Below are 23,551 nucleotides of genomic sequence, written 5' to 3'. Positions count from 1 at the left end.
CCCCGGTCAGGAGCCCTCGTGCAGGGGTCCCCCGCCGCGTTCCTCCAGCAACCTCGCGGCGAGGAGTTCGCCGTCCACGGGACCGAACCGTTCCAGGGTCTCGTGGTGCAGGCGGGTCACCAGCCGGCCCACGTCGTAGGGGGTCCCCGCGTCCCGGGCGACCTCCGCGAGGACGTCGAGTTCCTCGACCACCCGGTCCACCCCGAAGTGGCGCAGGTAGTCGCCGCGGAGCAGGTGGTCGACGTGGCGGCGCAGGAACTCGCTGTCGCCGGCGGAACCGGCCAGGGCCTCCCACACCCCCCGCACGTCCAACCCGGCGGCGCGGGCCAGCAGCAGGGACTCGGTGACGGCCAGCGACTGGTTGAACCACAGGAGGTTCGCCAGCAGCTTCACCAGCTGTCCCGCCCCGGGTTGCGCCCCCACGTGACGCATCGAGCCGCCGTTCCCGCTCAGGTCCCGCAGCAGGGGGAGGACCTGCTGCACGTCCGGATCCGGGCCGCCCACGAACAGGTCGAGGGAACCTTCGCGTGCGTCGGCGGGGCCGCCGCCCATCGCCGCCCCGACCACGCCCGCGTCCAACCGGCCGGCGATCGCGTTCGTGGTGCGCGGGTCCGCGCTGGTGAGGTCCAGCCAGACCGAACCCGGTCGCAGGTGCTCCAGCGTCGGCGTGACCGCGGGAACCTCGTCCGCACCGGGCAGCACGGTGACGAGGACGTCGACCTGCCCGGCGACGGCGTCCGGGGTGGAACGGCGCGCTCCGGCGGCGACGGCGAGCCCGACCCGGACCGGATCCGGGTCGACGGCCAGGACGTCCCGCCCGGCCGCGAGGAACCGCCGCGCGACCGGCAGCCCCATCCGCCCGACCCCGAGGACCCCGACGGTCATCGGGTGACGGTCACGGCGCCGGTGGCGGCGTTCGCGGTGAGGGCGCCGCCCTGGAACGTCTGGCGCACCCCGCCCACGACGGGGAACTCTTCCGAAAGCGGGTACCCGAGCGCCGAGTTCTCCCAGCCCATCGCGCTCCACGTCTGCGCGATCGCCCCGCGGACGGTCGCGGTCACGTTCCCGGCCACCGTGGGGTCCTGGTGCGAGTACGCCGTCCCGCCGGTGAAGCGTTGCAGCGCACCGACGGATCCGAACGGGTTCTGCGACCCGAGGGTTTCGCGCTCCCCGGTGGGGTAGCCCAGGGGTGACGCCTCCCACCCGCGGGAGGCCCAGTAGCTGCGGAAGGGGTAGCCGACGTCGTCGACGGCGTGCGCGCCGGAGGTGGGGGACCAGTAGACGCTGGCCCCGCCCGCGAAGTGCGCGTAGCGGCCGACCCCGTCCGGGGTGGTGAGTTCGTCGGTGAGCGGGTAGCCCGTGCTGACCACCCGGCCGAAGTCCGACGGACCCCGGTTCCCCTCGTAGTAGGCGGCGATCGCGCCGTAGAGGACCCGGGCGGGAACGGTTCCGTTCAGCGGCGCGTAGACGGCCCCGTGCTCGAAGCGCTGACGCAGGCTGTCCCGGTCGTTCGGGGCGTGGAAGCCGTAGGCGAACGCCTCCGGGCTGCTGATCAGCCAGCCGAGTCGGCCGTTCTCGTACGCCGTCGCGGCGTAGACGTCCCGGATGGGACCGTCGAAGACGTACCCCGTGCCCAGCATCCACTGGTAGCCGACGCCGTGCTCGAAGTGCTGCCAGGAACCGACCAGGGAACCGTCGCCCCGGTGGACCGACCCGCCCTCGTCGGTGGGGTACCCGGGACGCGGGTCGTCGGCCGTGCCGTCGAGGCCGACGCCGTAGGGGTAGCCGACGGCCAGGGTGCGTGCACCGGTCGCCGGGCTCCAGAAGACGGTCCCACCCGTGAACGTCGTCGAGTACCCCGACCCGTCCTCGGTCCGGGCCTCGCTGCCGGTGGGGAGCCCGAGCCGGCCGGTGGGTCCGCCGTCGGCCCACCAGTAGTCGTCGATGGCGCCGCGGACGACGTGGGCGGTGCCGTCGGCGGCCACGGCGAGGTGGCCGTCCCGGGCGGTCTCGACCACGGCGCCGCCGACGACCGTCGTCTCCCCGGTGAACGGGCCGATGGCCAGCGGTGCGTCGCCGGCGGCCTGACCGGACTGCTCGTACCCGGCCCGGCCCTGCCAGCCGTCGCACGCCAGGACGGTGACCGTCCGTCGGGCGACGACCTCCTCACCGGCCAGCAGGCTGACCGTGACGGGCCCGACGCCCGTGGCCGCCAGCCGGACGTGCTCGGCCTGCCAGCCCGGACCGTCGGCCTGCGGGGCCCAGGTGTTCACGAGGTCGGTCCGGACGCGGTGGTAGGTCGACGGGTCGTCGGCGCGCCAGGCGATGTCGAGCCGCTGGTCGTTGCGCCCGCAGACGACCTGCACCCGCAGGGGTGATTCCTGCCGGCTTCCCGGAGCCGCCTCGGCGGTCGCCGCCGGGGCCAGCAACAGCGCGGCGACCGCACCGCCGGCGACCTTCGAACTCACCTTCACGGCAACTCCCTCGTGTCTCAGGAGTCGCAAAAGTAACAGCGGAGCGTGCCCGTTCGCAGGCGGGGAGTCACTGTCAGGGCCGCGTGCGACAGTGGCTCCGTGCCCGCCAAGACCGCCAGCAAGAGCCCCGCGAAGAAGGCCCCCGCGGCGGCCACGACCGCCCCGCAGGACCTCGGCCCGGCCCCCGTCGTCCTGCTCGTCGGGTCCGAGGAGCACCTCGCCGACCGGGCGTTCAGCACCCTGAACGCGCGGATGCGCGAGCTCGACCCGACCTTCGAGCGCACCGACGTCTCCGCGGCGGGCTACCAGAAGGGGCAGCTCTCGACGTGGACGTCACCGTCCCTCTTCGACGAGCGCTCCCTCGTCCTGGTCGACGGGGTCGACGCGGCCAGCGAAGCCTTCGTGGACGACGTCCTGGAGTACCTGACCGCCCCGGTCGAGACGGTCGTCCTCGTGCTGCGCCACCGCGGGGGCAACCGGGCGAAGAAGGTCCTCGACGCGGCCCGGGCCGTCGCCGGCGTCGCCGAGGTGTCCTGCCAGCCGCTGAAGCGCGACCAGGAGAAGGTCGACTTCGTCCTCGCCGACGTCCGACGCGCCCGGCGGCGCATCGACGTCGAGGCGGCCCGCGCCCTCGTCGCGGCCCTCGGCAGCGACCTGGGCGAGCTCGCCGCGGCGGTCGACCAGCTCCTGACCGACACCGACGGGACGCTCACCGAGGACGCCGTGCACCGCTACCACGGCGGTCGACGCGAGGCGAGCGGCTTTGAGGTCGCCGACGCGGCCATCGAGGGCCGCACGGGACAGGCGTTGGTGCTGGTCCGCCACGCCGCCGCCACCGGCGTCCCCGGGGTCGTGGTGGTCGCGGCGCTGGCCGCGCGGCTGCGCCAGCTCGCCAAGGTCGCGGCGGCCGGGCGCGGCCGGTCGGCCGAGGTCGCCCACGACCTCGGGATGGCGCCGTGGCTCATCGACCGCGCCCGTCGAGACCTCCAGCACCTCTCACCGGAGGGCCTCTCCGACGCGATCCTCGCCGTCGCCGCCGCGGACCACGCGGTCAAGGGCGGGGGAGGCGACGCCCAGCACGCGCTGGAGAAGGCCGTCCGCACCGTCGGCGAGGCGCGCACCTGAGCCCCCGGACGGCCCGGACGCACGAAGGGCCGGCTCCCCGTGGGGAGCCGGCCCTTCGCAGGGATCCGGAGATCAGACCTTGGCCGCAGCCTTGGCGATGGCCGACTTGCGGTTGGCGGCCTGGTTCTTGTGGATGACGCCCTTGCTCACGGCCTTGTCGAGCTTCTTGCTCGCCAGGGCCAGAGCGGCCTGAGCCTTCTCGGCGTCACCGGAGGCGAGCGCCTCCTTGAAGCCACGCACGACGGTGCGCAGCTCCGACTTGACGGCCTTGTTGCGCAGGCGCGCCTTCTCGTTGGTGAGGATGCGCTTCTTCTGCGACTTGATGTTCGCCACGTGTTCCGTCTTCCTGTCGATCGCTGATCGTGTCAGAGGGCGGTCGCTCCACCGGGGACTTCCGGCGTGGGGACACCGGGAGGGACGGCGGGAGACCGTGACCTCCGCACTCAGGCGAAGGCGCCTTCAAGACTAGCAGCGGACGGAACCGGTCACCGACACGTCCACGACACGCGCCGCAACGTCCGCGTAACGCGCCGGAAACGTCATCTTCCCTAGGGTGCGCCCCATGGGTGACGTGTTCGAGGGCTACCGCGACGCACCGGCGGGAGCAGCGGCCGGTCGGGCCGTCGACGAGATGCTCGACGTCGACGGGAGACCACGACCGGAGTGGGCGGCGCTGTACGACACGCTGCAGGAGCTCCCGGTCACCGAGCTGCGGGCCCGGGCCGACCAGCTCGCCAGCACCTTCCTCGACCGGGGGGTGACGTTCGACTACGCGGGCGAGGAACGACCCTTCCCCCTCGACGTCGTCCCGCGCATCATCGAGGCCCGCCAGTGGGCCCGGGTCGAGCGCGGCGTGGCGCAGCGCGTGCGGGTCCTGGAGGCGTTCCTGGCCGACGTCTACGGCCCCATGCGGGCCGTCAAGGACGGGGTCATCCCACGGAAGGTGATCACCTCCTCCAGCCACTTCCACCGCGCCGCCGTCGGGATCGAGCCGCCGGGTGGCGTCCGCATCCACGTGGCCGGCATCGACCTGGTGCGCGACGAGGCCGGCGACTTCCGCGTCCTGGAGGACAACGTCCGCGTCCCCTCCGGCGTCAGCTACGTGCTGGAGAACCGGCAGGCCATCACCCAGGTCCTGCCCGAAGCGCTGCAGGCCCACCGGGTGCAGCCCGTCGCGGACTACCCGCAGCACCTGCTCGCCGCGCTGCGCGCCTCGGCACCGGCCGGGGTGGACGACCCGACCGTCGTCGTGCTGACCCCCGGGGTCTACAACTCCGCCTACTTCGAGCACTCGCTGCTGGCCCGGGCGATGGGCGTCGAGCTCGTCGAGGGCCGCGACCTCGTCTGCCGCGGGAACCGCCTCTTCATGCGGACCACCGCCGGCGACCGCCGCGTCGACGTCGTCTACCGCCGCGTCGACGACGAGTACCTCGACCCGTTGCACTTCCGCCGCAGCTCCGTGCTCGGTGCCGCGGGCATCCTCAACGCCGCCCGCGCCGGCGGGGTGGGCATCGCCAACGCCGTCGGCAACGGGGTGGCCGACGACAAGCTCGTCTACACCTACGTCCCCGAGCTGACCCGGTACTACCTGGGCGAGGAGCTCGTCCTCGGCAACGTCCCGACCTACCGCCTCGAGATCCCCGCCGAGCGGGAGGAGGCGCTGGACCGTCTCGAGGAGCTCGTGGTGAAACCGGTCGACGGGTCCGGCGGCAAGGGGCTCGTGGTCTGCCCCGACGCCAGCCCGCAGGAGATCGAGGACCTGCGCGCCCGGGTGCTGGCCGACCCGCGGGGCTGGATCGCGCAGCCCGTCATCGCGCTCTCGACGGTCCCCACCCTCGCCCAGGCGCACCTGCGTCCCCGTCACGTCGACCTGCGTCCCTTCGCCGTCAACGACGGCCGGCAGGTGCGGGTCCTCAAGGGCGGCCTGACCCGCGTCGCCCTGCGCGAGGGGTCCCTCGTCGTGAACTCCAGCCAGGGCGGGGGGTCCAAGGACACCTGGGTCCTGGCCGGGGACGACGAGGCCGTCGAGGAGCTCCTCCCACCGGTCGCGGTCGAGGTCGCGGCCCCCGTCGAGGAACCCGTGCCGCCGACCGGGCAGCACCACCTGGCCGACCCGGGTCCCGGGTCGGGCAGCGACCAGGCCCAGCAGCAGCAACAGCAACAGCAGAAACTCGGGGAAGAGGGTCGATCGTGCTGAGCCGCATCGCGGAGTCGCTGTTCTGGATCGGCCGCTACGTCGAACGCGCCGACTCCACCGCCCGCATCCTCGACGTCCACGTCGAACGCACCCTGGCCGACCCGTGGATCGACGAGGCCGCGGTCTCGCGCTCGCTGCTGAGCGTCATGGGTGCGCCCGTCGACCACGACGTCCGCACCGGTCGCCGGGAACTGCTGGAGACCCTGGCCTACGACACCGTCAGCCCCAGCTCGATCACGGGAGCGCTCGGGGCCGCGCGGGAGAACGCCCGGCGCGCGCGGGAGACGGTGTCCAGCGACATGTGGGAGTCGCTGAACACGACGTGGAACGCGCTCGCCTCCGGACGCTGGCGCGCCGCGAGCCCCCACCGGTTCTTCTCCTGGATCCGGGAACGGACCGCCGTCGTCTCCGGTCTCGTCGACGCGACGATGAGCCGCGACGACTCCTGGCAGTTCTTCGTGCTCGGCCGCTCCCTGGAACGGGCCGACATGACGGCCCGGCTCGTCGCGACGCGGGTCGTCTCCGGGGGGACCCAGTGGCCCCTGCTGCTGCGCTCCACCGGGGCCTACGAGGCGTTCCTGCGCACCTACCACGGCTCCAGCACGGGGGCCGCGGGTGAGGCCGACGCGGCCGAGTTCCTCCTCCTCGACCGGCTGTTCCCGCGCTCGGTCGTCGCGGCGCTCGAGGTCGCCGAGGGGTGCCTGCAGGCCATCGACCCGCAACTGCGCCGGGTCGGCTACGCCCAGGACGCCCGGCGGGTGATCGGACAGGCCCGCACGCAACTGGAGTTCCAGAGCCCGGAGGAACTCCTGGCCGACCTGCACGACCAGATGCGCCAGGTGCAGCAAGCGTGTTCCGCGGCGTCCTCCGCGGTGGCGGAACGGTTCTTCCCGATGGCCGGGGCCGTGTCCTGGACGGCCGGGAGGTCCTGATGAGACTGCGCATCGAGCACACCAGCACCCACACCTACGGCGGCCCGGTCCGGGTCTCCTTCAACGAGGCGCGCCTGACCCCGTTGACCCTGCCCGACCAGACCGCCCTGGACACCCGGGTCGAGGTCAGCCCCACAGCGACGCTGACCCGCTACTGGGACTACTGGGGGACCCACGTCACGGCGTTCGACCTGCACACCCGCCACGACGTCCTCGTCACCCGGGGCATCAGCCTCGTCGAGACGGACCGCCGCGCGGAACTCGTCGTCCCCGACCCCTTGACCTGGGAGGAACTGGGCTCCGACGCCCTCCTCGACGACTTCGCGGAGTTCCTCACCCCCACCCCGCGCACCCTGCCGCCGCCGGAGGGCTTCCGCGAGGCGGTGCGGGACCTGGCGGGTGGTTCGGACCCGCGTGAGGCCGCGCACCGCATCTGCGGCTGGATCCACCACGAGGTCTCCTACGTCCCGGGGGCGACCGGCGTGCACGCCACGGCGCAGGAGTCCTGGGACCAGCGCAGCGGGGTCTGCCAGGACCTCGCCCACCTGGCGCTCGCGGGCCTGCGCGAACTCGGCATCCCGGCCCGCTACGTCTCGGGCTACCTGCACCCGCGCCGCGACCCCGAACTCGGGGAGGAGGTCGCGGGGGAGAGCCACGCGTGGATCGAGTTCTTCGACGGCGCCTGGACCGGCTGGGACCCCACGAACGACATCGCCATCGGCGACCGCCACGTCGTCGTCGCCCGGGCCCGCGACTACTCCGACGTCTCACCGCTGCAGGGCGTCTACTCCGGCCCCAAGTCCACGGTCACGGCCCAGGTCCTCGTCGCCCGCGTCGCCTGACCGCTCCGCCGGGGCGCACCGGACGCCCGAGGACGTTCGTGAGGGTGCTCACACCGCTACAGGTGGGGGTGTGGACGCCCGACACCAGAGCCATGGCTCTTCCCACGCCCGTGCGCGACGTGCTGCTCACGCTCCTGCGCGCCCAGGAGGGGACGGCCGACCAACGCATCACCGGTGCCCTGACCGCCCTCGCGGAGGACCTGCAGCTCGAGGTCGCCTTCCTCGGGGAGTTCCGCGACGGCCAGCGCGTCATCACCCACGTCGGGTCCCGGGACGGGGTCGGCGAGGTCCTCCTCGGACTCTCGCACCCCGCGTCGGAGACGCTCTGCCACCTGATCGCGACGGGTGAACTCGCCCCCCTGGTGCCCGACACGGCCCGCTCCACCATCAGTGCCCACCCCCACCGCGTCCTGTTCGACCTCGGCGCCCACGCCGGGGTCCCGCTGACCCGGGACGGGCGCGTCACGGGCACCGTGTGCGGTGCGTCCAGGACGGCGACCCCGAGCCTGAGCGAACGCGACCTCGTCACCCTGAACACCGTCGCCGCCTACGTCGAGGAGGTCTCCCGCGAGGAGGCCCGGCAGGTTCCCGGGCCGCTCGTGCCGCGCGGGAACCGTGGGGCGCTGCCCGCGGTGGCCGCCGCCGTCAGCGGGGGCCACGACCTCGAGCACCTGACCCGGCCCCTGCTCGAACTCCTGCACGACGTGGTGGGCCTGGAGTCGACGTACCTCACGATGATCGACTGGGCCGGCAACCAGCAGCGGATCGTGCACTCCTCCAACACGGGCGGTCTGGAGATCCCCGAGGGCCTGACGGTCGACTGGTCCGACACGCTGTGCCGCCGTTCCCTGGAGGAGGGACGTCAGGTCACCGACGACGTCCCCGCCGTCTGGGGGGACAGCGTGGCCGCCCGCCAGCTGGGCATCACCACCTACGTCAGCGTCCCCCTCCTCGGTGCGAGCCAGGAGGTCCTCGGAACGCTGTGCGCGGCGAGCCGCGAGAGCGTCGTGGTGGAGCCGCAGGACCTCGCGACCATGGACGTCTTCGCCCGTCTCATCTCCGACCAGCTCAGCCGGGAGGCCAGTCACGCCGCCGCCCGCGCCCGCGCCGTCGTCCTGGAGGACCTGACGACCCAGCTGCGTGACGCCGCGACCCGCGACCCGCTGACCGGACTGCTCAACCGCAGCGGCATCGACGCCTGGTTCGAGGCGGTCCTGCCCGTCCTGGACCCCGCCCACGAGCAGCTCGGTGTCGCCTACGTCGACGTCGACCGGTTCAAGGAGATCAACGACGTCCACGGGCACTCGGCCGGCGACCGCGTCCTGCAGGCCCTCGCCGCCTCCCTCACCGCGGTGGGACGCAGCGGCGACCTGCACGGTCGTCTCGGCGGCGACGAGTTCCTGGTCGCCGCGGTCCTGCCCGCGGGGGCGGCGACCTTCGGCGGCTGGGCGGTGCGCCTGCGCCGCGCCGCTCGGCTGGAGGGCCCGGTCCCCGCCACGGCCAGCGTCGGGGTCGCCACGGTGGACGCCGGTGCCACGCCCTGGCCCGACGTCCTCGCGGCCGCCGACCGCGACATGTACGCCGTCAAGCGCCGACGTCAGGACGCCGCCGCGCAGAGCCTGGTCTGAGCTCTCGGCCGCACGGGGCCCGGAAGGCGCGTCCCGGCCTCACTCCGCCGGTGCGGTCCTGCGCGTCCGACGCCGGCGCAGCAGCAGGACCGGAACGGCCACGACCGCCACCGGCACCACGAACGGCAGCACCGCCCCGAGCACGAGGGACGCCACCCGCAGGAACTCACCGAGCGCGTGCCACCCCGCCCCCAGCCCGCCCCGGAACCCGGGGTCGCTCGCCGCGACGATCGACGTCGGAGCGCCCTGGGTCAACGTCACGTCCAGCGTGGCCAGCGACACCTGGTCCGCCAGCACCCGTTGCCGGGCCTGCAGCGCCTCCAGGTCCGCCTGCCGGGTGGCGATCTCGCCCTCGATGGCCAGGACGTCCGGGATCGTCCTCGCCTGCGGCAACCGCTCGCGGAAGGTCACGAGGACGGCCTGCGCCGACGCCACCCGGCTGTCCACGTCGGCGACCTCCGCCGTCACGTCCGTGGACGTCGTCGAGCGGTCGGTCTGCTGACCGAGCTCCGCGACGCCCGCCTGCACGTCCTCGAAGGACGCCGACGGGACCCGCAGGGTGAGGTGGGCCTGCTGGTCCTCGCCCGCGGCGCCCACCTGGCTGGCCGCGACCGACCCGCCCGCCCCGGTCGTCAACGCCTCGACGGCGGTGGTCGCGCTCGGGAGGTCCTCCACCCGGACCGCGATCGTCCCGGTCGAGACGACCGCACGCTGGGCGTCCCCGACGGCCGCGACGGCCGCAGGTTCCGCACCCTCCGCCGGGGCGGCGACGCTGCCCCCCTCCGCCGTGCCGGCGGTGTCCCCGCCGCTGTCGGCCATGCCCTGGGAGGAACCGGAACCGGAGCCGTCCGAGCCGGCGCCGGACCCGCTGCAGGCGGCGGCCCCCAGCACCAGGACCAGGGCCACGGCGGGCGCGGCCAGGAGCCGGCCCCGGGACGGGGTGGAACGGGTGGACGGGGGAGTCGGCTCGGGCATCGGGCACCTCCAGCGGGTTCGGTCGCCGTGACCGTGGAGCTGGGACGCCGCTGCGCACCCGCCGGTTCCCGCGCACGGGGACGTGCAGACGGACGGGAGAGGGGGCGGACGTGCGACCATGGGGGTTCGTCTGCCCGCCCGATCGAGAGGTGCTCCCCGCCCGTGTCCCCGATGGCCGCCGCCTCACCGGCACCCGCCTCGACGCCGCCGGAGCTGCTGCGCAACTTCTGCATCATCGCCCACATCGACCACGGCAAGTCGACGCTGGCGGACCGCATGCTGCAGCTGACCGGCATCGTCGACTCGCGGGCCATGCGCGCGCAGTACCTCGACCGCATGGACATCGAGCGCGAGCGCGGCATCACGATCAAGTCGCAGGCGGTGCGCATGCCGTGGGGCCACCAGGGCACCGACTACGCGCTGAACATGATCGACACCCCGGGGCACGTCGACTTCACCTACGAGGTCTCCCGCTCGCTGGCCGCCTGCGAGGGCGCCGTGCTGCTCGTCGACGCGGCGCAGGGGATCGAGGCGCAGACGCTGGCGAACCTCTACCTCGCCATGGAGAACGAGCTCACGATCATCCCGGTGCTCAACAAGATCGACCTCCCGGCCGCGCAGCCCGAGAAGTTCGCCGAGGAACTGGCCAAGCTCATCGGCTGCGAACCCGAGGACTGCCTGCGGGTGTCGGGCAAGACCGGCGTCGGGGTCGAACCGCTGCTTGACCAGATCGTGCAGCAGATCCCGTCCCCGGTCGGCGACCCGGACGGTCCGGCCCGCGCGATGATCTTCGACTCCGTCTACGACACCTACCGCGGGGTCGTCACCTACGTCCGCGTCATCGACGGCAGCCTCTCCCCGCGGGAGAAGATCGTCATGATGTCGACGAGGGCGACGCACGAGCTCCTCGAGATCGGGGTGAGCTCGCCCGAGCCCACGCCGTCGAAGGGCCTCGGGGTCGGTGAGGTCGGGTACCTCATCACCGGGGTGAAGGACGTCCGCCAGTCCAAGGTCGGTGACACCGTCACCAACGCGGCGAAACCCTCGACGAAGGCGCTGGGCGGCTACCGCGACCCGAAGCCGATGGTGTTCTCCGGGCTGTACCCCATCGACGGGTCCGACTACCCGCTGCTGCGCGACGCCCTCGACAAGCTGAAGCTGAACGACGCGGCGCTGAGCTACGAACCGGAGACCTCGGTCGCCCTGGGGTTCGGGTTCCGCATCGGGTTCCTCGGACTGCTGCACCTCGAGATCGTCCGCGAGCGCCTCGAGCGCGAGTTCAACCTCGACCTGATCTCCACCGCCCCCAGCGTTCCGTACCAGGTCACGCTGGAGGACAAGGGGGTCGTCGAGGTGACCAACCCCTCGGAGTTCCCCGAGGGCAAGATCGCCGAGGTCCGGGAACCGGTCGTGCGCGCCACCGTCCTGTGCCCCGCCGAGTTCATCGGCGCGGTCATGGAACTGTGCCAGCAGCGTCGCGGGGACCTGCAGGGCATGGACTACCTCTCCGAGGACCGCGTCGAGATGCGCTACCGGCTGCCGCTAGCCGAGATCGTCTTCGACTTCTTCGACCAGTTGAAGTCGCGCACCCGCGGGTACGCCTCCCTCGACTACGACGTGGACGGCGAGCAGGCCGCGGACCTGGTGAAGGTCGACGTGCTGCTGCAGGGCGAGCAGGTCGACGCGTTCAGCCAGATCGTGCACCGGGACAAGGCCTACGGCTACGGGGTGATGATGGCCGGCAAGCTCAAGGACCTCATCCCCCGCCAGCAGTTCGAGGTGCCGATCCAGGCCGCCATCGGGGCCCGGGTCATCGCCCGGGAGAACGTCCGCGCCATCCGCAAGGACGTCCTCGCGAAGTGCTACGGCGGGGACATCACCCGCAAGCGGAAGCTGCTGGAGAAGCAGAAGGAGGGGAAGAAGCGCATGAAGATGGTCGGGCGGGTCGAGGTGCCCCAGGAGGCCTTCATCGCCGCGCTCTCCTCCGACGCGGCGGACCCCAAGAACGCCAAGAAGTAACCTCCCCGATCCGTGGTCCCGCTGGGTCTCCCCGCGGGACCACGGTCGGTTCAGGGGGCGGTTCAGGGGGCGGGTGACCAGCCGAGGAGGGGGCCCAGACGGGTCGCCATGTCGGTGAGGATCTGCACGTAGTCCTCGTGCTCGAAACCGAACGGCAGGGCGAAGGCGACCTCCTCGACGAGGCGGAACCCCACGTGCGCCCACAACTGCCCGGCGATCTCCTCGCTGGACCCGATGACGTCGGGGGCGAACAGCAACCGGCCGGGGCCCTGCGGTTCCCGGGTGCGCGGGGTCCGGGCGTCGACGTAGGCCTGGTACCTGGCGCGCTGCGTGGCGGTGGCGGTGTCGGTCGGGATCACGACCAGTCCCTGCGAGGTGCGCCCCGTGGGGTGCGCCGCGCGGAACGCCTCGAGGTGCCCGGCCTGGATCGCGGCGAAGTCGCTGGACCCGTCCTCGGAGCGGACGACGCTGGAGGCCAGCAGGTTGATCCCCTGCTCACCGCTCCACCGCGCCGACGCCAGGCTCGCGCCGCCGTACCAGAGCCGGTCCGCCAGTCCGGGGGAGTGCGGTTCCACCCGGTCGGAGAACACCTCGATGCCCTCGGTCCCGGCGAAGTCGGTCACGGGGTCACCGCGCAGGAACCGTTGCAACCGCAGGACGCGTTCGTAGCCGAAGTCCTCGACGTCGGCGGTGTCGGGGTACAGCGCCGCCTTGACGCGTTCGTACTGCATGGGCGTGCTGACGCTCACGCCGGGTTCGAGACGACCGCCGGTGAGGACGTCGACCGTCGCGAGGTCCTCGGCCAGGCGCAGCGGGTTCTCCCAGCCCAACGGGGTGACCGCCGTCCCCAGGTGGATCCTGCTGGTCCGCTGGGACAGGGCCGCGAGCACCGCGACGGGGGAGGAGATCCCTGGTTGCAGGTGCCGGTGACGCAGCCACGCCGAGTCGAAACCCAGCTGCTCACCGAGTTCCACGACCTCCAGCGTCGTCTCGTGGCCGGGTCCGGGATCGGCCGGGTCGAACGACCCGATCGTCAGGAACCCCATGCGCCGCAGCGCCACACCCTGTTCCGGCACGTCAGACCGTCCCTTCGAAACCTGCACTGGCGGTGACCGTTCCCGGCGCGACCTCGGTGAAACCGCCGTCGCGCACGTCGATCCGTCCGGCGGCCGCCAGGACCGGGGCCCCGGTCACGACGCGCACCGGGAAACCCGCTGCCCGCCACGGGTCCACCCGGGCCGCGGGCAGCTGCTCGAACGCGAGCTGGGCGGCGTGCCCGACCTGCGCGGCGGCCTTGCCCGTGGTCATCGTCACCCCGGGGCTGAGCCGGATCGTGAGCAGCCCGTCGGGACCGGGCGCCCGGAGGTCCTCCGGGTCGGTGAGGTCGAGGCCGCCGACCTGCAGGGGTCTCAGCGCAGGCGGCACCTCGTCGCGCGGGTGCGGGGCGAAGACCCGGACCACGGCGTCCCCGTGGGAGGCCTCGACGTGCGGGAGCCCAGCCGTGCGGTCCCACTTCGCGCCGCGGGCGCGGCGGCAGATCTTGCGGATCCGCCGGTCGCGCCAGGCCTGGACCGCGTCGTGGAGCTCACCCTCGGGGTCGGTGGTCCGGGGGTCGTCCAGCAGCAGGACGACGGCCCGGGCCGCGGCGACGAGGACGTCGGTGTGGGTGGGGAGCGGTTCACGTTCGACGCGGGCCACCAGGGACAGGGCCCACGGGTCGACCTCCGGCTCGAACCCGCTCACCGGAGCCCGAGGCGCTCGAGGAAGCGCAACTGACGCTGCACCTGGAACCCGAGACCCCCGCCGTGGTCGGCGAACTCCCACACGTCGATGTCCTTGTCCACGTCCCGGCCGCTGCGCTCGCCGTAGCGGTTGTAGGTCGCGAACACCGTCGAGGGCGGGCAGACGGGGTCCATGAGGGCGACGCTGAAGAGGGCGGGGACGCTCGCCCGGGCCGCGAAGTTCGCCCCGTCGACGTAGGACAGCGTGGTGAACGTCTGCTCGACGGCCTCGGGGGAGTGCCGTCGGAGGTACTGGACGACCTCGGGGAACGGGCCGTCGGGGGCGGTGTCCACCGCGCGACGGACGTGGCAGAGGAACGGGACGTCGACGAGCGCCGCGGCGACCCGGTCCCCGGACAGGCCCGCCGCGGCGAGCGTGAACGCCCCGCCCTGGCTGCCGCCGCGCACGACCACCCGGCTGGTGTCGACGTCGATCCCGAGGGCGGGCAGGGCGTGCGCGACGTCCACGGCGCGGGCGCAGTCGACGTAGGCCCGGCGGTAGAAGTACGTCGCCGGGTCGGTGATCCCCTTGGTCATGAACCCGCCGAACCACTGTCCCGCGGGGGCGCTCGGGTCCGGGTCGGGGGTGTCTTGCCCCATCCCGCGGGTGTCGACGACGAGGTGGGCGAAGCCCGCGGCGGCCCAGGTCGTCCGGTCCACCGGCAGACCCCGTCCCCCGGAGTAGCCGATGAACTCCACGACGACCGGCAGCGGGCCGGTCAGGTGCGCGGGGCGGATCAGCCACGCGGCGATCGGATCACCGGCCCAGCCCGCGAAGCGCACGTCGTGGACCTGCAGCGCGGGCAGCGCCGGCCCCTCGTACGGCGACAGCGTCACCGCGAGGTCGTGGGCACGGGCCAGGGCCAGGCTGTCGGCCCAGAAGGTGTCGAAGTCGGCGGGTTCGGCCACGTCACCGCGGTAGGTGCGGAGCTCGGCCAGCGGGAGATCGGTCAGCGGCACGGTGGAACGCTACTGCTCACACGAGGCGGGGCAGCCCCTGGGTGCGGAACTGCTCGATCGTGTCCTTGAGCGCGGCCATGATGTAGTCGGGCACGCGCATGCCCTGGTCGCGCGCCCACAGCAGCTCACGCTCGACCAGACCGATCTGGGCGCCGAAGTCCTCGAGCTTCTCGGCCAGGCCAAGGGTGCTGAGGATCCCCCCGAGCTGCGCCTTGTACTGCGGGTTGTGCGCGCCGACCAGGCCGAAGGACTTGCGGCGCAGGACCTTCGCCAGTCGCAGTTGCCAGGGGGCGAGGACGTTCTGCTGGATCATCTCCGTCGCCGAGAGCCGGTAGAAGGCGAAGTGGCCCGGTTCCTGACGGCGGATGGGCTGCACGACCGTCTTCGAGATCGCCGTCTCGCCGATCCCGTCGAGGCCGTCCACGAGCAGGTTGTAGGCCACGACCGCGGACTTCTCCGTCGCGGCGCCGGTCAGGTAGTAGAGCAGCCGCGCGACCTCCTGGACGGGCTTGAAGTGCGCCAGGGACCCCAGCAGCCGGATCTTGGCGTTCACGTCGTCGGTGTTGGGGTCGGCGGGGGCGATGTCGATGTCCTGCTGCAACCGGTCCAGGATCAGCCCGTGCTGGATCTCCTGGGGCTGCCAGACGTCGGCGTAGAAGAGGCGGTCCGTCTCGGAGACGTCCGGCAGCAGCGTGAGCAGCTCGAGGACGTTGCGGTCCACCTCGAGCTCCACGCGCGCCAGGTAGTCGATGACGTGGCCGAAGGTGTCGCGCACCCGGCGGGGGTCGTGCACCGTGCGGTCGACGGAGTCCAGGCTGATCGGCGGGTACTTCTCCCCGAGGCGCAGGACGTGGTCGCGGATGTCCCCCGGGGTGATGATCTTGCGAGACACGTGACTCCTGCTTCCGTGAGATCCCAGTCTGGGGATGGACTGCCGCGGACCAGTGTGCCGGTTCGGCATCCGCGTTCGTAAGGCCACCCTCAGTTCGCAACCGATCCTCGACCGGATTGGTTCCCGGGCCGCTGTCCCGGTCAGATCACGTTCTCACGGTGGGCCGAGCCGATCAGGCCCGGCTGCGGCGCCGGGCCGTGATCAGCTGGAAGACGGCGTAGGCCGCGAGCCCGAGGGCGACCAGCAGGAGCGCGACGGTGCCGAAGGGCTGGGCGGCGATCTCGTGGAAGGCGGCGTCCAGACCGCGGGACTTGCCCGTGTCGCCGGCCGCCGAGACGACGACCAGCACGCCCAGGACGGCGAAGGCGATACCGCGGGCGACCCAGCCGGCGACCCCCAGTCCGGTCAGGGCGGGCGAGAGCGAGCCCTCGACCTTGTCCTCGAACTTCTTCTGGAGCCCGCGCACGACCGTCGCGACCCCGATCCCGACGATCACGAGACCCACGACCACGACCAGGACGGCCCCGCCGGGAGCCTCGAGGACACGCTGGGTGACGGTCTGCTGCTGCTGACCGCTGGAGGAGCCGCCCCCGGCGACGAACTTCAGCGACGACACCGCGAGCGCGGCGGCGGCCACGGCCTTGGCCGCGGCGCTCACCCGGCGCGAGGTCTTGTCCGCGGTGATCGCCGCCACGACCTGCCAGGCGAGCAGGGCGACGAAGCCGAGGGCCAGGACGACCAGCAGGACCTCCCCGAAGGGCTTCGAGGCGATCTGGCCGAGCGCACCGCTGGAGTCGGCGGAACCGCTGCCGGAACCCAGCGCCACCTGCGCCGCGAGCCAGGCGATGAGCAGGTAGACCACCCCTTCGGCCGCCACGCCCACGCGCCCGACGCGCTTCACCCCGGCCTCGTGGGCCCGGGCGAAGGCCTCACCCCGACGGGCACCCTCTTCGGCCCGGGACTGGACGTTCCTGCTGTTCATCGGAACAGGGTTGGACCCCGGGGCCCGCGCCGCAACCGGTGGTGGGATCCGGGGAGCGCCGTAGCATCGTCCGAGCCCACCGCGCTCTGCGGTGGTGACCGCTCGAACGCGGGACGAGCACGAGCGAGCAGGAGGCGCGCAGCCATGGCGGCCACGTCGTCCCCGGGAACCTCCGGCGGCAAGGCACCCACGGTCTACGACGTCGCCGACCGCGCGAGCGTCTCCATCGCCACCGTGTCCCGCGTCCTGCGCACCCCCGACGCCGTCCGGGAGACGACGCGCGAACGGGTGATGACGGCCGTGCGGGACCTCGGCTACGTCCCCTCCGGCAACGCCCGTGCGCTCGCCGGACGGCGGACCGGGGTGATCGGGTTGTGCTTCCCCGGTCACGACGGACTCGACGGCGAGGACCCACGCGACGAGGCGGTCCGCGACCCGCGACCCGCGATGACGCTGCGGGGTGGGGTCCGGATCGTCGACGACCGTCGACCGGGACCGGCGCCGGCCATGCGCAACCTCTACTTCGACGAGGTCCTGCGCGGGGCCGAGGTGGAGGCCTGGCGGCGCGGGTTCGCCCTGATGGTCGCGGCCGGACGGGGACCGAGCCGGGAGGTCATCGTCAACGACATCGCCGGCCGGGTCGACGGGCTCGCCGTGCTGGCCCGCACGGTCTCCGACGACCTGCTGGCCCACGTGGCGCGGCGCATCCCCGTCGTGGTGCTGGCCGACGCGACCCGCACCGACGGGTTCGACCACGTGAGCGTCGACAACGCCGCGGGCATGCAAGCCCTCACCACCCACGTCGTCACCACCCTCGGGGTCCGCGACGTCGTCTACGTCGCCGGTCCGCAGGACTCCCCGGACGAGGCCGAGCGGCGTCGGGGATTCCTCGCCGCGCTGGCCGCGGCCGGGGTGGCGCCGGAGGCCGTCCCGGTGCTGCGCGGGGACTTCCGGGGGGACCGGGCCTTCGAGGCGGTGACCCGGCTGCTGCGGGAGCGGACGCCGCGGGCGCTGGTGTGCGCCAACGACCAGTCCGCGCTGGGGGCGCTCGACGCGGTCCGGGCCGGCGGGCTCTCGGTCCCCGGGGACGTCCTGGTGACCGGGTTCGACGGCATCGACGTCTCCCGCTTCACCGAGCCGCCCCTGACCACCGTCGCCCAGCCCATGGCGGAACTGGGGCGGGCCGCGGTGCGCGCGATCGTCGACCGCCTCGCGCTGCCGCAGGCGCCGCGGCTGGACACCCGGCTCCCCGTCGAGGTGCTGCTGCGGGAGAGCTGCCCGCCCACGCTCTGAGCCGTTCTGGCGGCACGGGCTTGCACCGCGCGATGTAAGCGCATACGTTGGCGGGGACGACGACGTGGAGGTCGAGAGCGATGACGCTTCGGCAGGGCCCGGCCGTGAGGCGCCGGGGAGTGCTCGCAGGGTTCGGTGCAGGTGCCGCGCTCGCGAGTGCCGCAGGACTCAGCGGATGCAGCGTGCAGGTGCGCAGTCAGGCCGATCCGACGATCGGCGCCGACACCATGCTGATCAACGCGGACAAGGGCAACCCGCTCTTCGACAGGAACTTCAACCCGTACCTGACGAACAAGCGGACCGCGTCCACGTGGATCTACGAACCCCTCGTCCTGGTGAACCCCCTCGACGGCGAGCAGATCCCCTGGCTCGCCGAGTCCTGGGAACTCCCCGACGCCCGCACGATCGACATGACGATCCGGCAGGCGCGGTGGAGCGACGGCGAGGAGTTCACCGCCGACGACGTGAAGTTCACCTTCGACCTGTTCCAGGCGAACCCCTCCCTCGACACCAAGGGCGCCTGGCAGCACCTGGACTCCCTCGAGGTGCAGGGCGACCACGTCGTCTTCCACCTGCAGACCGACGACGTTCCGGCGCTCGCGGTCCTCGGCGTCACCTGCATCGTGCCGCGGCACCTGTGGAGCGACGTCGCGGACCCCTCGACGTTCCGCAACGAGAACCCCGTCGGCACCGGACCCTTCGTGCTGGGCAACTACAACCCGCAGCAGTACTCGATGGACCGCAACGAGGACTACTGGCAGGCCGAGAAGATCGAGATCGCCCACCTGATCCTGCCGGGCACCAGCAACCAGCTCGACACCGTCACCCGCGGTTACGACTGGAGCTACTCGTTCATCTCCGACGTCGAGGGGACGTGGGGCGCGGCCAGCGAGCACAACAAGTTCTGGTTCCCGCCCGGCGGCATCATCGCCCTCGTCCCGAACCACACCGTCGCCCCCTTCGACGACGTCGACGTGCGCCGCGGGATGTCGCTGGCCCTGGACCGGGCCCGCATCGCCCAGGTGGCCAGCGAGGGGTACATGCAACCCGCCGGCCAGACCGGGTTGATGCTGCCCAACCAGCAGGAGTGGCTGAACCCCGACATCCCGGACCAGGGGATGGTCGCCCAGGACCGCGACGGGGCGCTCGCCGCCTTCGCGCGGTCCGGCTGGACCCTGCAGGGGGAGAAGCTGGTCGACGCGAGCGGGAAGCAGCTGGGTTTCGCCCTCACCTCCGCCAACGGCTACACCGACTGGACCCGCGCGGCCCAGGAGGTCCAGCGCCAGCTCGGTGAGATCGGCCTCGACGTCTCCCTCCAGCTCCCGCAGCCGGCGGGGTACCAGTCGGCGCTGGGCAACGGCGAGTTCGAGGTCGCGATCGGCGGCATGGGCGGCGGCGACGTGTTCCGTGCCTTCAACGACCTGATGTCCAGCGACTTCGTCACCGACGTGGGGAAGACGACGCAGGCGAACTACGAACGGTTCTCCGACACGACCGTCGACGACCTGTTGACGGCGTTCAAGTCCTCCACCGACCCCGCCGCCCAGTTGCGCGCCGCGCAGGCGCTGCAGCAGAAGGTCTACGACGAGCTGCCCGTCATCGGGCTCTACTACGGCGGGCTCTGGGGTCTCTACAACGACGCCAAGTTCACCGGCTGGCCCACCGAGGCCGACCCGTACATGGCCCCGCAGAACTACGACTCCGCGCCGCTGGGCATCTTCACCCGCCTCCGGCTCGCCGGGAAGGGGAGTGCGGCATGACCGCCCTCGACACCGCCGCGGCACCCCGGGTCTCCCGGGTGCCCGGAGCCGGGTTCCCCGGTCGCTACCTGCTCGGGAAGCTCGGCCTGTTCGTGCTCACCCTCTGGGCCGCCGTCACCGTCAACTTCGCGTTGCCGCGGCTGATGCCGGGTACCCCGGCCGACGCGGCGGTCGCGAAACTCTCCCAGAACGGGCCCGTCAGCCCCGCCACCCGCGCCGCCATCGAGGCGCAGCTCGGGGTCCCGGACGGCAACCTGCTCTCGCAGTACGTCTCGTACCTGCACCAGGTGCTCACCCTGGACTTCGGGGTCTCCTACACGTTCTACCCGCAGACCGTCTCCTCGATGGTGTCGCAGGCACTGCCCTACACCCTGGTGCTGGTCGGTGCGGTCACGGTGCTGGCGTTCGTGATCGGGACCCTCATCGGCGTCGCCTCGGCGTGGAAGCGCGGGACCTGGCTGGACGCGCTGCCGACCCTCTCGGGCAGTTTCCTCTCGACGTTCCCGTACTTCTGGACCGCGTTGCTGCTGCTGTTCTTCCTCGGTTACGTCTTGCACTGGTTCCCGACGACGGGCGCCTACTCCGCGACGACGACCCCCGCGTTCGGTCTCGACTTCTTCGGGGACGCCCTCGCCCACGCGGCGCTGCCGGCCATCACGATCCTGCTGACCTCGCTGGGCGGCTGGATCCTCGGGATGCGCAACGCGATGATCAACACCCTCGGCGACGACTACGTCACCTTCGCCGAGGCGAACGGTCTGCGCGGTCGCACCGTCGCGATCCGCTACGCCGCCCGCAACGCGATCCTGCCGAACCTCACCGGTTTCGGGCTGTCGCTGGGCGGGGTCGTCGGCGGGTCGGTGCTGGTCGAGCAGGTCTTCGGGTACCCGGGCATCGGCTACCTGCTCTTCAACGCCGTCATCGGGCAGGACTACCCGCTGATGCAGGCGTTGTTCCTCATGATCACCGTGAGCGTCCTCGTCGCGAACTTCCTCGTCGACGTGCTCTACGGCCTCCTCGACCCCCGCACCCGGAAGTGATCCCCGTGGCCACCTCGACCACCCCGAGCGATCTCAGCGTCGAACGCGGACCGAGCGCCTGGCGCACCGTCGCCCGCTCCGCCGCGACCGTCTGGTCCAACCGCAAGGCCCGGGTCGGCGTCGTCGTCCTGGTGTTCTTCCTGCTGGTCGCGGTGTTCGCGCCGCTGATCGCGCCCTACGACGGCAAGGACAACAGCTTCGAAGGCGGCCAGGACGTCTCCGCGGCGCACTGGCTGGGCACCACGGCCGCCGGTGAGGACGTCCTGAGCCAACTGGTCCACGGGGCCCGGATCAGCGTCCTCGTCGGGTTCACCGCCGGGTTGCTCGCGACGGTCGTCGCCGTGCTCGTCGGTCTGTCCTGGGGTTACACCCGCGGGTGGGTGGCCGAGGTCATCGGGTTCGTGGTGAACCTGTTCCTCGTCATCCCGGGCCTGCCCTTCATGATCGTCATCGCGGCCTACCTGCAGAACGGTGGCATCACCGTCATCATCGCGGTGATCGTCATCACCGGCTGGGCCTGGGGCGCCCGCGTCCTGCGGTCCCAGACGCAGTCGCTGCGCTCCCGCGACTTCGTCGAGGCGGCCCGGTTCTCCGGCGACTCCTCGGCTCGCATCGTCTTCCGCGAGATCCTGCCGAACATGACCTCGCTCATCGTCGGGAGCTTCTTCGGCGCGGCGACCGCGGCGATCCTCGCCGAGGCGGGGCTGGAGTTCCTGGGCCTCGGTGACACCTCCGTCGTCAGCTGGGGGACGATGATCTACTGGGCGCAGAACTCCAGCGCGCTGCTCACCGGGCAGTGGGCCCTGCTGTTCGCCCCCGGTCTCTGCATCGCCCTGCTGGCCATGAGCCTGACCCTCATCAACTTCGGCGTCGACGCCGTCAGCAACCCCAGGTTGCGCGAGGGCACCGTCAAGACCGCTCGCAAGACCGCTCGGAAGGGGAAGTGATGACCAGCCCCGACACCCTGGGCACCGGATCGCGTTCCGGGGGCGAGCTCGGCGAACCGCTGCTGGACGTGCGCGACCTGTCCGTCGTCTACGAGTCGGACGGCCAGGACCCCGTCCAGGCCGTCGACCACGTCTCGTTCACGCTGCGCCGCGGCGAGTTCGTCGGCCTGGTGGGGGAGTCGGGGTCGGGCAAGTCGACCCTCGGCTACGCCATCACCCGGCTGCAGAAGCCCCCGGCCCGCACCAACGGCGGCCAGATCCTCTTCGGCGGGCACGACGTCCGCGAACTCGACGACGAACAGCTCCGCCGCCAGCGCCACGGCGGGTTCGCGATGGTCCTGCAGTCCGGGATGAACGCCCTGAACCCGGTGCGCCGGATCCGCGACCACTTCGTCGACGTCTTCCGGGCCCACGGCCACGTACCGCGGGCGCACTGGCGGGACCGGGCGGCGGAACTGCTCGGCAAGGTCGAACTGGAGACCAAGGTCCTCGACCGCTTCCCCGGGGAACTCTCCGGCGGGATGCGGCAACGGGTCTCGATCGCGCTGGCGCTGTCGCTGGACCCGCAGCTGGTCGTCTTCGACGAACCGACGACGGCGCTCGACGTGCTGGTGCAGCACGCGGTGATGGACACCATCACCGCGCTCCAGCGCACCGAGGGTTTCACCGCGGTGCTCATCAGCCACGACCTCGGCATCGTCCTGGAGACGGCCGATCGCGTGCTGGTCATGCACGAGGGACGGATCGTCGAGGACGGGACCTCGCAGCAGGTCCACGAGGACCCCCACGACGAGTACACCCGGATGCTGCTGAGCCACTACGCCGACCCGCGCGGGGAGGTCGTCTCGCTGCCCGGGTTCGAGGACCGCAGCCTGCGTCCCCGCCTCGACCACGGTCGTCCCGGCGGTTCCGCGATCGTCGTCGACGGGGTCTCGAAGACCTACCCGGCGCCGCGTCGGGGCGAAGCCCCCGTCCACGCCGTGCAGGACGTCTCCTTCACCCTGGAACCCGGCGGTGCGCTGGCGCTGGTCGGGGCCAGCGGTTCCGGGAAGTCGACCCTCGCGAAGATGATCACCGGCGTCGAGGCCCCCACCGAGGGTTCGGTCTCCCACGGCGACCTGAACATCGGCAAGCTCAACGGTCGGGGTCTCAAGGCCCTGCACCGCAACGTGCAGATGGTGTTCCAGGACCCCTACGCGGCGCTGAACCCGCTGCACACGGTGGAGTACCAGCTGACCCGTCCGGTGCTGAACCACACCGACCTCGAGGGCGCCGACGCCCGCCGTCGGGTCCACGAGATCCTGGAGACCGTCGGCCTCGCACCGACCGGCCAGTTCGCGCAGAAGCTCCCGCACCAGCTCTCGGGCGGGCAACGTCAGCGGGTCGTCATCGCCCGCGCGCTGGCCTGCGAACCGCAGGTGCTCATCGCCGACGAACCGGTGTCGATGCTCGACGTGTCGTTGCGCGCCGGCGTCCTGGCCCTCCTCGAGGAACTGCGTGAACGGCTCGGGTTGTCGCTGCTCTACATCACCCACGACCTGCTGAGCGCCCGGCTCATCACCGACGACATCCTCGTCCTGCACGAGGGTCGCGTCGTCGAACGCGGGTCGACGGCGCACGTCCTGCAGCACCCCACCGACCCCTACACGGTGCAGCTCCTGGACGCCGTCCCGAACCCCGCCCGCGCGCACACGCGCTGACGCG

Annotated in this window: 20 protein-coding genes; 11 read left to right on the top strand and 9 right to left on the bottom strand. The window is 72.3% G+C overall.

From position 1 onward, the window contains the following. Positions 1-6: 6 nt before the first annotated feature. Both AC0I8G_RS11255 and AC0I8G_RS11250 read right to left on the bottom strand, forming a co-directional pair. Positions 7-885 carry an NAD(P)-dependent oxidoreductase gene (locus AC0I8G_RS11255; RefSeq protein WP_471729987.1) on the bottom strand — a complete coding sequence of 293 codons (879 nt, stop codon included), beginning with the start codon at positions 883-885 and terminating at the stop codon, positions 7-9. Continuing rightward, on the bottom strand, positions 882-2,474 hold the full coding sequence (locus AC0I8G_RS11250; protein ID WP_471729986.1) for an LGFP repeat-containing protein: 1,593 nt from the start codon (positions 2,472-2,474) through the stop codon (positions 882-884). Before AC0I8G_RS11250 ends, AC0I8G_RS11255 begins: the two co-directional genes overlap by 4 nt. A 99-nt stretch (positions 2,475-2,573) precedes the next feature. On the opposite strand from AC0I8G_RS11250, the gene holA reads away from it, so the two are divergent. Beyond that, positions 2,574-3,599, top strand: coding sequence for a DNA polymerase III subunit delta (gene holA, locus AC0I8G_RS11245; protein ID WP_471729985.1), 1,026 nt, complete (start codon positions 2,574-2,576; stop codon positions 3,597-3,599). 72 nt (positions 3,600-3,671) lie between these two features. On the opposite strand, the gene rpsT is transcribed toward holA, so the two are convergent. Next, a complete protein-coding gene (gene rpsT / locus AC0I8G_RS11240) occupies positions 3,672-3,932 on the bottom strand; it encodes a 30S ribosomal protein S20 (protein ID WP_328295426.1) in 261 nt (86 codons plus the stop codon). A 229-nt stretch (positions 3,933-4,161) separates the two neighbouring features. On the opposite strand from rpsT, the gene AC0I8G_RS11235 reads away from it, so the two are divergent. The 4 genes from AC0I8G_RS11235 (at position 4,162) to AC0I8G_RS11220 (ending at position 9,198) form a co-directional block, all read left to right on the top strand. Next, positions 4,162-5,796, top strand: coding sequence for a circularly permuted type 2 ATP-grasp protein (locus tag AC0I8G_RS11235; RefSeq protein WP_471729984.1), 1,635 nt, complete (start codon positions 4,162-4,164; stop codon positions 5,794-5,796). Beyond that, positions 5,790-6,728, top strand: coding sequence for an alpha-E domain-containing protein (locus AC0I8G_RS11230; protein ID WP_328295428.1), 939 nt, complete (start codon positions 5,790-5,792; stop codon positions 6,726-6,728). The genes AC0I8G_RS11235 and AC0I8G_RS11230 overlap by 7 nt, the downstream gene beginning before the upstream one ends. Next, positions 6,728-7,570: a transglutaminase family protein gene (locus tag AC0I8G_RS11225; RefSeq protein WP_328295429.1), complete on the top strand. Its 843-nt coding sequence runs from the start codon at positions 6,728-6,730 to the stop codon at positions 7,568-7,570. The genes AC0I8G_RS11230 and AC0I8G_RS11225 overlap by 1 nt, the downstream gene beginning before the upstream one ends. 92 nt (positions 7,571-7,662) lie before the next feature. Beyond that, a complete protein-coding gene (locus tag AC0I8G_RS11220) occupies positions 7,663-9,198 on the top strand; it encodes a GGDEF domain-containing protein (protein ID WP_471729983.1) in 1,536 nt (511 codons plus the stop codon). 39 nt (positions 9,199-9,237) lie between these two features. Here the strand turns inward: AC0I8G_RS11220 and AC0I8G_RS11215 are convergent, their stop codons facing one another. Next, positions 9,238-10,173: a DUF4349 domain-containing protein gene (locus tag AC0I8G_RS11215; protein ID WP_471729982.1), complete on the bottom strand. Its 936-nt coding sequence runs from the start codon at positions 10,171-10,173 to the stop codon at positions 9,238-9,240. A 171-nt stretch (positions 10,174-10,344) separates the two neighbouring features. On the opposite strand from AC0I8G_RS11215, the gene lepA reads away from it, so the two are divergent. After that, complete coding sequence (gene lepA, locus AC0I8G_RS11210) at positions 10,345-12,192, top strand: translation elongation factor 4 (RefSeq protein ID WP_471730083.1); 1,848 nt, start codon at positions 10,345-10,347, stop codon at positions 12,190-12,192. Positions 12,193-12,254: 62 nt separating this feature from the next. Here the strand turns inward: lepA and AC0I8G_RS11205 are convergent, their stop codons facing one another. From AC0I8G_RS11205 to AC0I8G_RS11185, 5 genes are all read right to left on the bottom strand, one after another. Further along, complete coding sequence (locus AC0I8G_RS11205; RefSeq protein ID WP_471730082.1) at positions 12,255-13,238, bottom strand: LLM class flavin-dependent oxidoreductase; 984 nt, start codon at positions 13,236-13,238, stop codon at positions 12,255-12,257. A gap of 31 nt (positions 13,239-13,269) precedes the next feature. After that, the gene (locus tag AC0I8G_RS11200) at positions 13,270-13,935 is read right to left on the bottom strand and encodes a hypothetical protein (RefSeq protein WP_471729981.1); all 666 of its coding nucleotides are present in this window, start codon (positions 13,933-13,935) and stop codon (positions 13,270-13,272) included. Next, positions 13,932-14,933 (bottom strand): acetylxylan esterase, encoded by a 1,002-nt coding sequence (locus AC0I8G_RS11195; protein WP_471729980.1) that lies wholly within the window; start codon positions 14,931-14,933, stop codon positions 13,932-13,934. Before AC0I8G_RS11195 ends, AC0I8G_RS11200 begins: the two co-directional genes overlap by 4 nt. Before the next feature lie 16 nt (positions 14,934-14,949). Then, on the bottom strand, positions 14,950-15,825 hold the full coding sequence (locus AC0I8G_RS11190; protein ID WP_471729979.1) for a GTP-binding protein LepA: 876 nt from the start codon (positions 15,823-15,825) through the stop codon (positions 14,950-14,952). A 172-nt stretch (positions 15,826-15,997) separates the two neighbouring features. Next, on the bottom strand, positions 15,998-16,807 hold the full coding sequence (locus AC0I8G_RS11185; protein ID WP_471729978.1) for a DUF1206 domain-containing protein: 810 nt from the start codon (positions 16,805-16,807) through the stop codon (positions 15,998-16,000). A 144-nt stretch (positions 16,808-16,951) separates the two neighbouring features. Here AC0I8G_RS11185 and AC0I8G_RS11180 point away from each other — a divergent pair, with 144 nt between their 5' ends. From AC0I8G_RS11180 to AC0I8G_RS11160, 5 genes are all read left to right on the top strand, one after another. After that, positions 16,952-18,100, top strand: coding sequence for a LacI family DNA-binding transcriptional regulator (locus tag AC0I8G_RS11180; protein ID WP_471729977.1), 1,149 nt, complete (start codon positions 16,952-16,954; stop codon positions 18,098-18,100). A 182-nt stretch (positions 18,101-18,282) separates the two neighbouring features. Beyond that, positions 18,283-19,860, top strand: coding sequence for an ABC transporter substrate-binding protein (locus tag AC0I8G_RS11175; RefSeq protein WP_471729976.1), 1,578 nt, complete (start codon positions 18,283-18,285; stop codon positions 19,858-19,860). Further along, a complete protein-coding gene (locus AC0I8G_RS11170) occupies positions 19,857-20,900 on the top strand; it encodes an ABC transporter permease (RefSeq protein WP_471729975.1) in 1,044 nt (347 codons plus the stop codon). The genes AC0I8G_RS11175 and AC0I8G_RS11170 overlap by 4 nt, the downstream gene beginning before the upstream one ends. A gap of 5 nt (positions 20,901-20,905) precedes the next feature. Beyond that, complete coding sequence (locus AC0I8G_RS11165) at positions 20,906-21,847, top strand: ABC transporter permease (protein ID WP_471729974.1); 942 nt, start codon at positions 20,906-20,908, stop codon at positions 21,845-21,847. Next, positions 21,847-23,547, top strand: coding sequence for an ABC transporter ATP-binding protein (locus tag AC0I8G_RS11160; RefSeq protein WP_471729973.1), 1,701 nt, complete (start codon positions 21,847-21,849; stop codon positions 23,545-23,547). Before AC0I8G_RS11165 ends, AC0I8G_RS11160 begins: the two co-directional genes overlap by 1 nt. The last annotated feature ends 4 nt before the right edge of the window (positions 23,548-23,551 follow it).

It is taken from the genome of Kineococcus sp. AC630 (assembly GCF_979255925.1).
The sequence above is the reverse complement of the archived record's forward strand: the minus strand, read 5'-3'. Positions and strand labels throughout refer to the sequence as shown.

Bases quoted from the DNA above. Each gene is read 5' to 3' on its own strand.
- AC0I8G_RS11160 (WP_471729973.1), top strand. From the start codon at position 21,847: ATGACCAGCCCCGACACCCTGGGCACCGGATCGCGTTCCGGGGGCGAG.
- AC0I8G_RS11185 (WP_471729978.1), bottom strand. From the start codon at position 16,807: ATGAACAGCAGGAACGTCCAGTCCCGGGCCGAAGAGGGTGCCCGTCGG.
- AC0I8G_RS11215 (WP_471729982.1), bottom strand. From the start codon at position 10,173: ATGCCCGAGCCGACTCCCCCGTCCACCCGTTCCACCCCGTCCCGGGGC.
- AC0I8G_RS11170 (WP_471729975.1), top strand. From the start codon at position 19,857: ATGACCGCCCTCGACACCGCCGCGGCACCCCGGGTCTCCCGGGTGCCC.
- AC0I8G_RS11255 (WP_471729987.1), bottom strand. From the start codon at position 885: ATGACCGTCGGGGTCCTCGGGGTCGGGCGGATGGGGCTGCCGGTCGCG.
- AC0I8G_RS11220 (WP_471729983.1), top strand. From the start codon at position 7,663: ATGGCTCTTCCCACGCCCGTGCGCGACGTGCTGCTCACGCTCCTGCGC.
- AC0I8G_RS11205 (WP_471730082.1), bottom strand. From the start codon at position 13,238: ATGGGGTTCCTGACGATCGGGTCGTTCGACCCGGCCGATCCCGGACCC.
- AC0I8G_RS11225 (WP_328295429.1), top strand. From the start codon at position 6,728: ATGAGACTGCGCATCGAGCACACCAGCACCCACACCTACGGCGGCCCG.
- AC0I8G_RS11180 (WP_471729977.1), top strand. From the start codon at position 16,952: ATGGCGGCCACGTCGTCCCCGGGAACCTCCGGCGGCAAGGCACCCACG.
- AC0I8G_RS11235 (WP_471729984.1), top strand. From the start codon at position 4,162: ATGGGTGACGTGTTCGAGGGCTACCGCGACGCACCGGCGGGAGCAGCG.
- lepA (WP_471730083.1), top strand. From the start codon at position 10,345: ATGGCCGCCGCCTCACCGGCACCCGCCTCGACGCCGCCGGAGCTGCTG.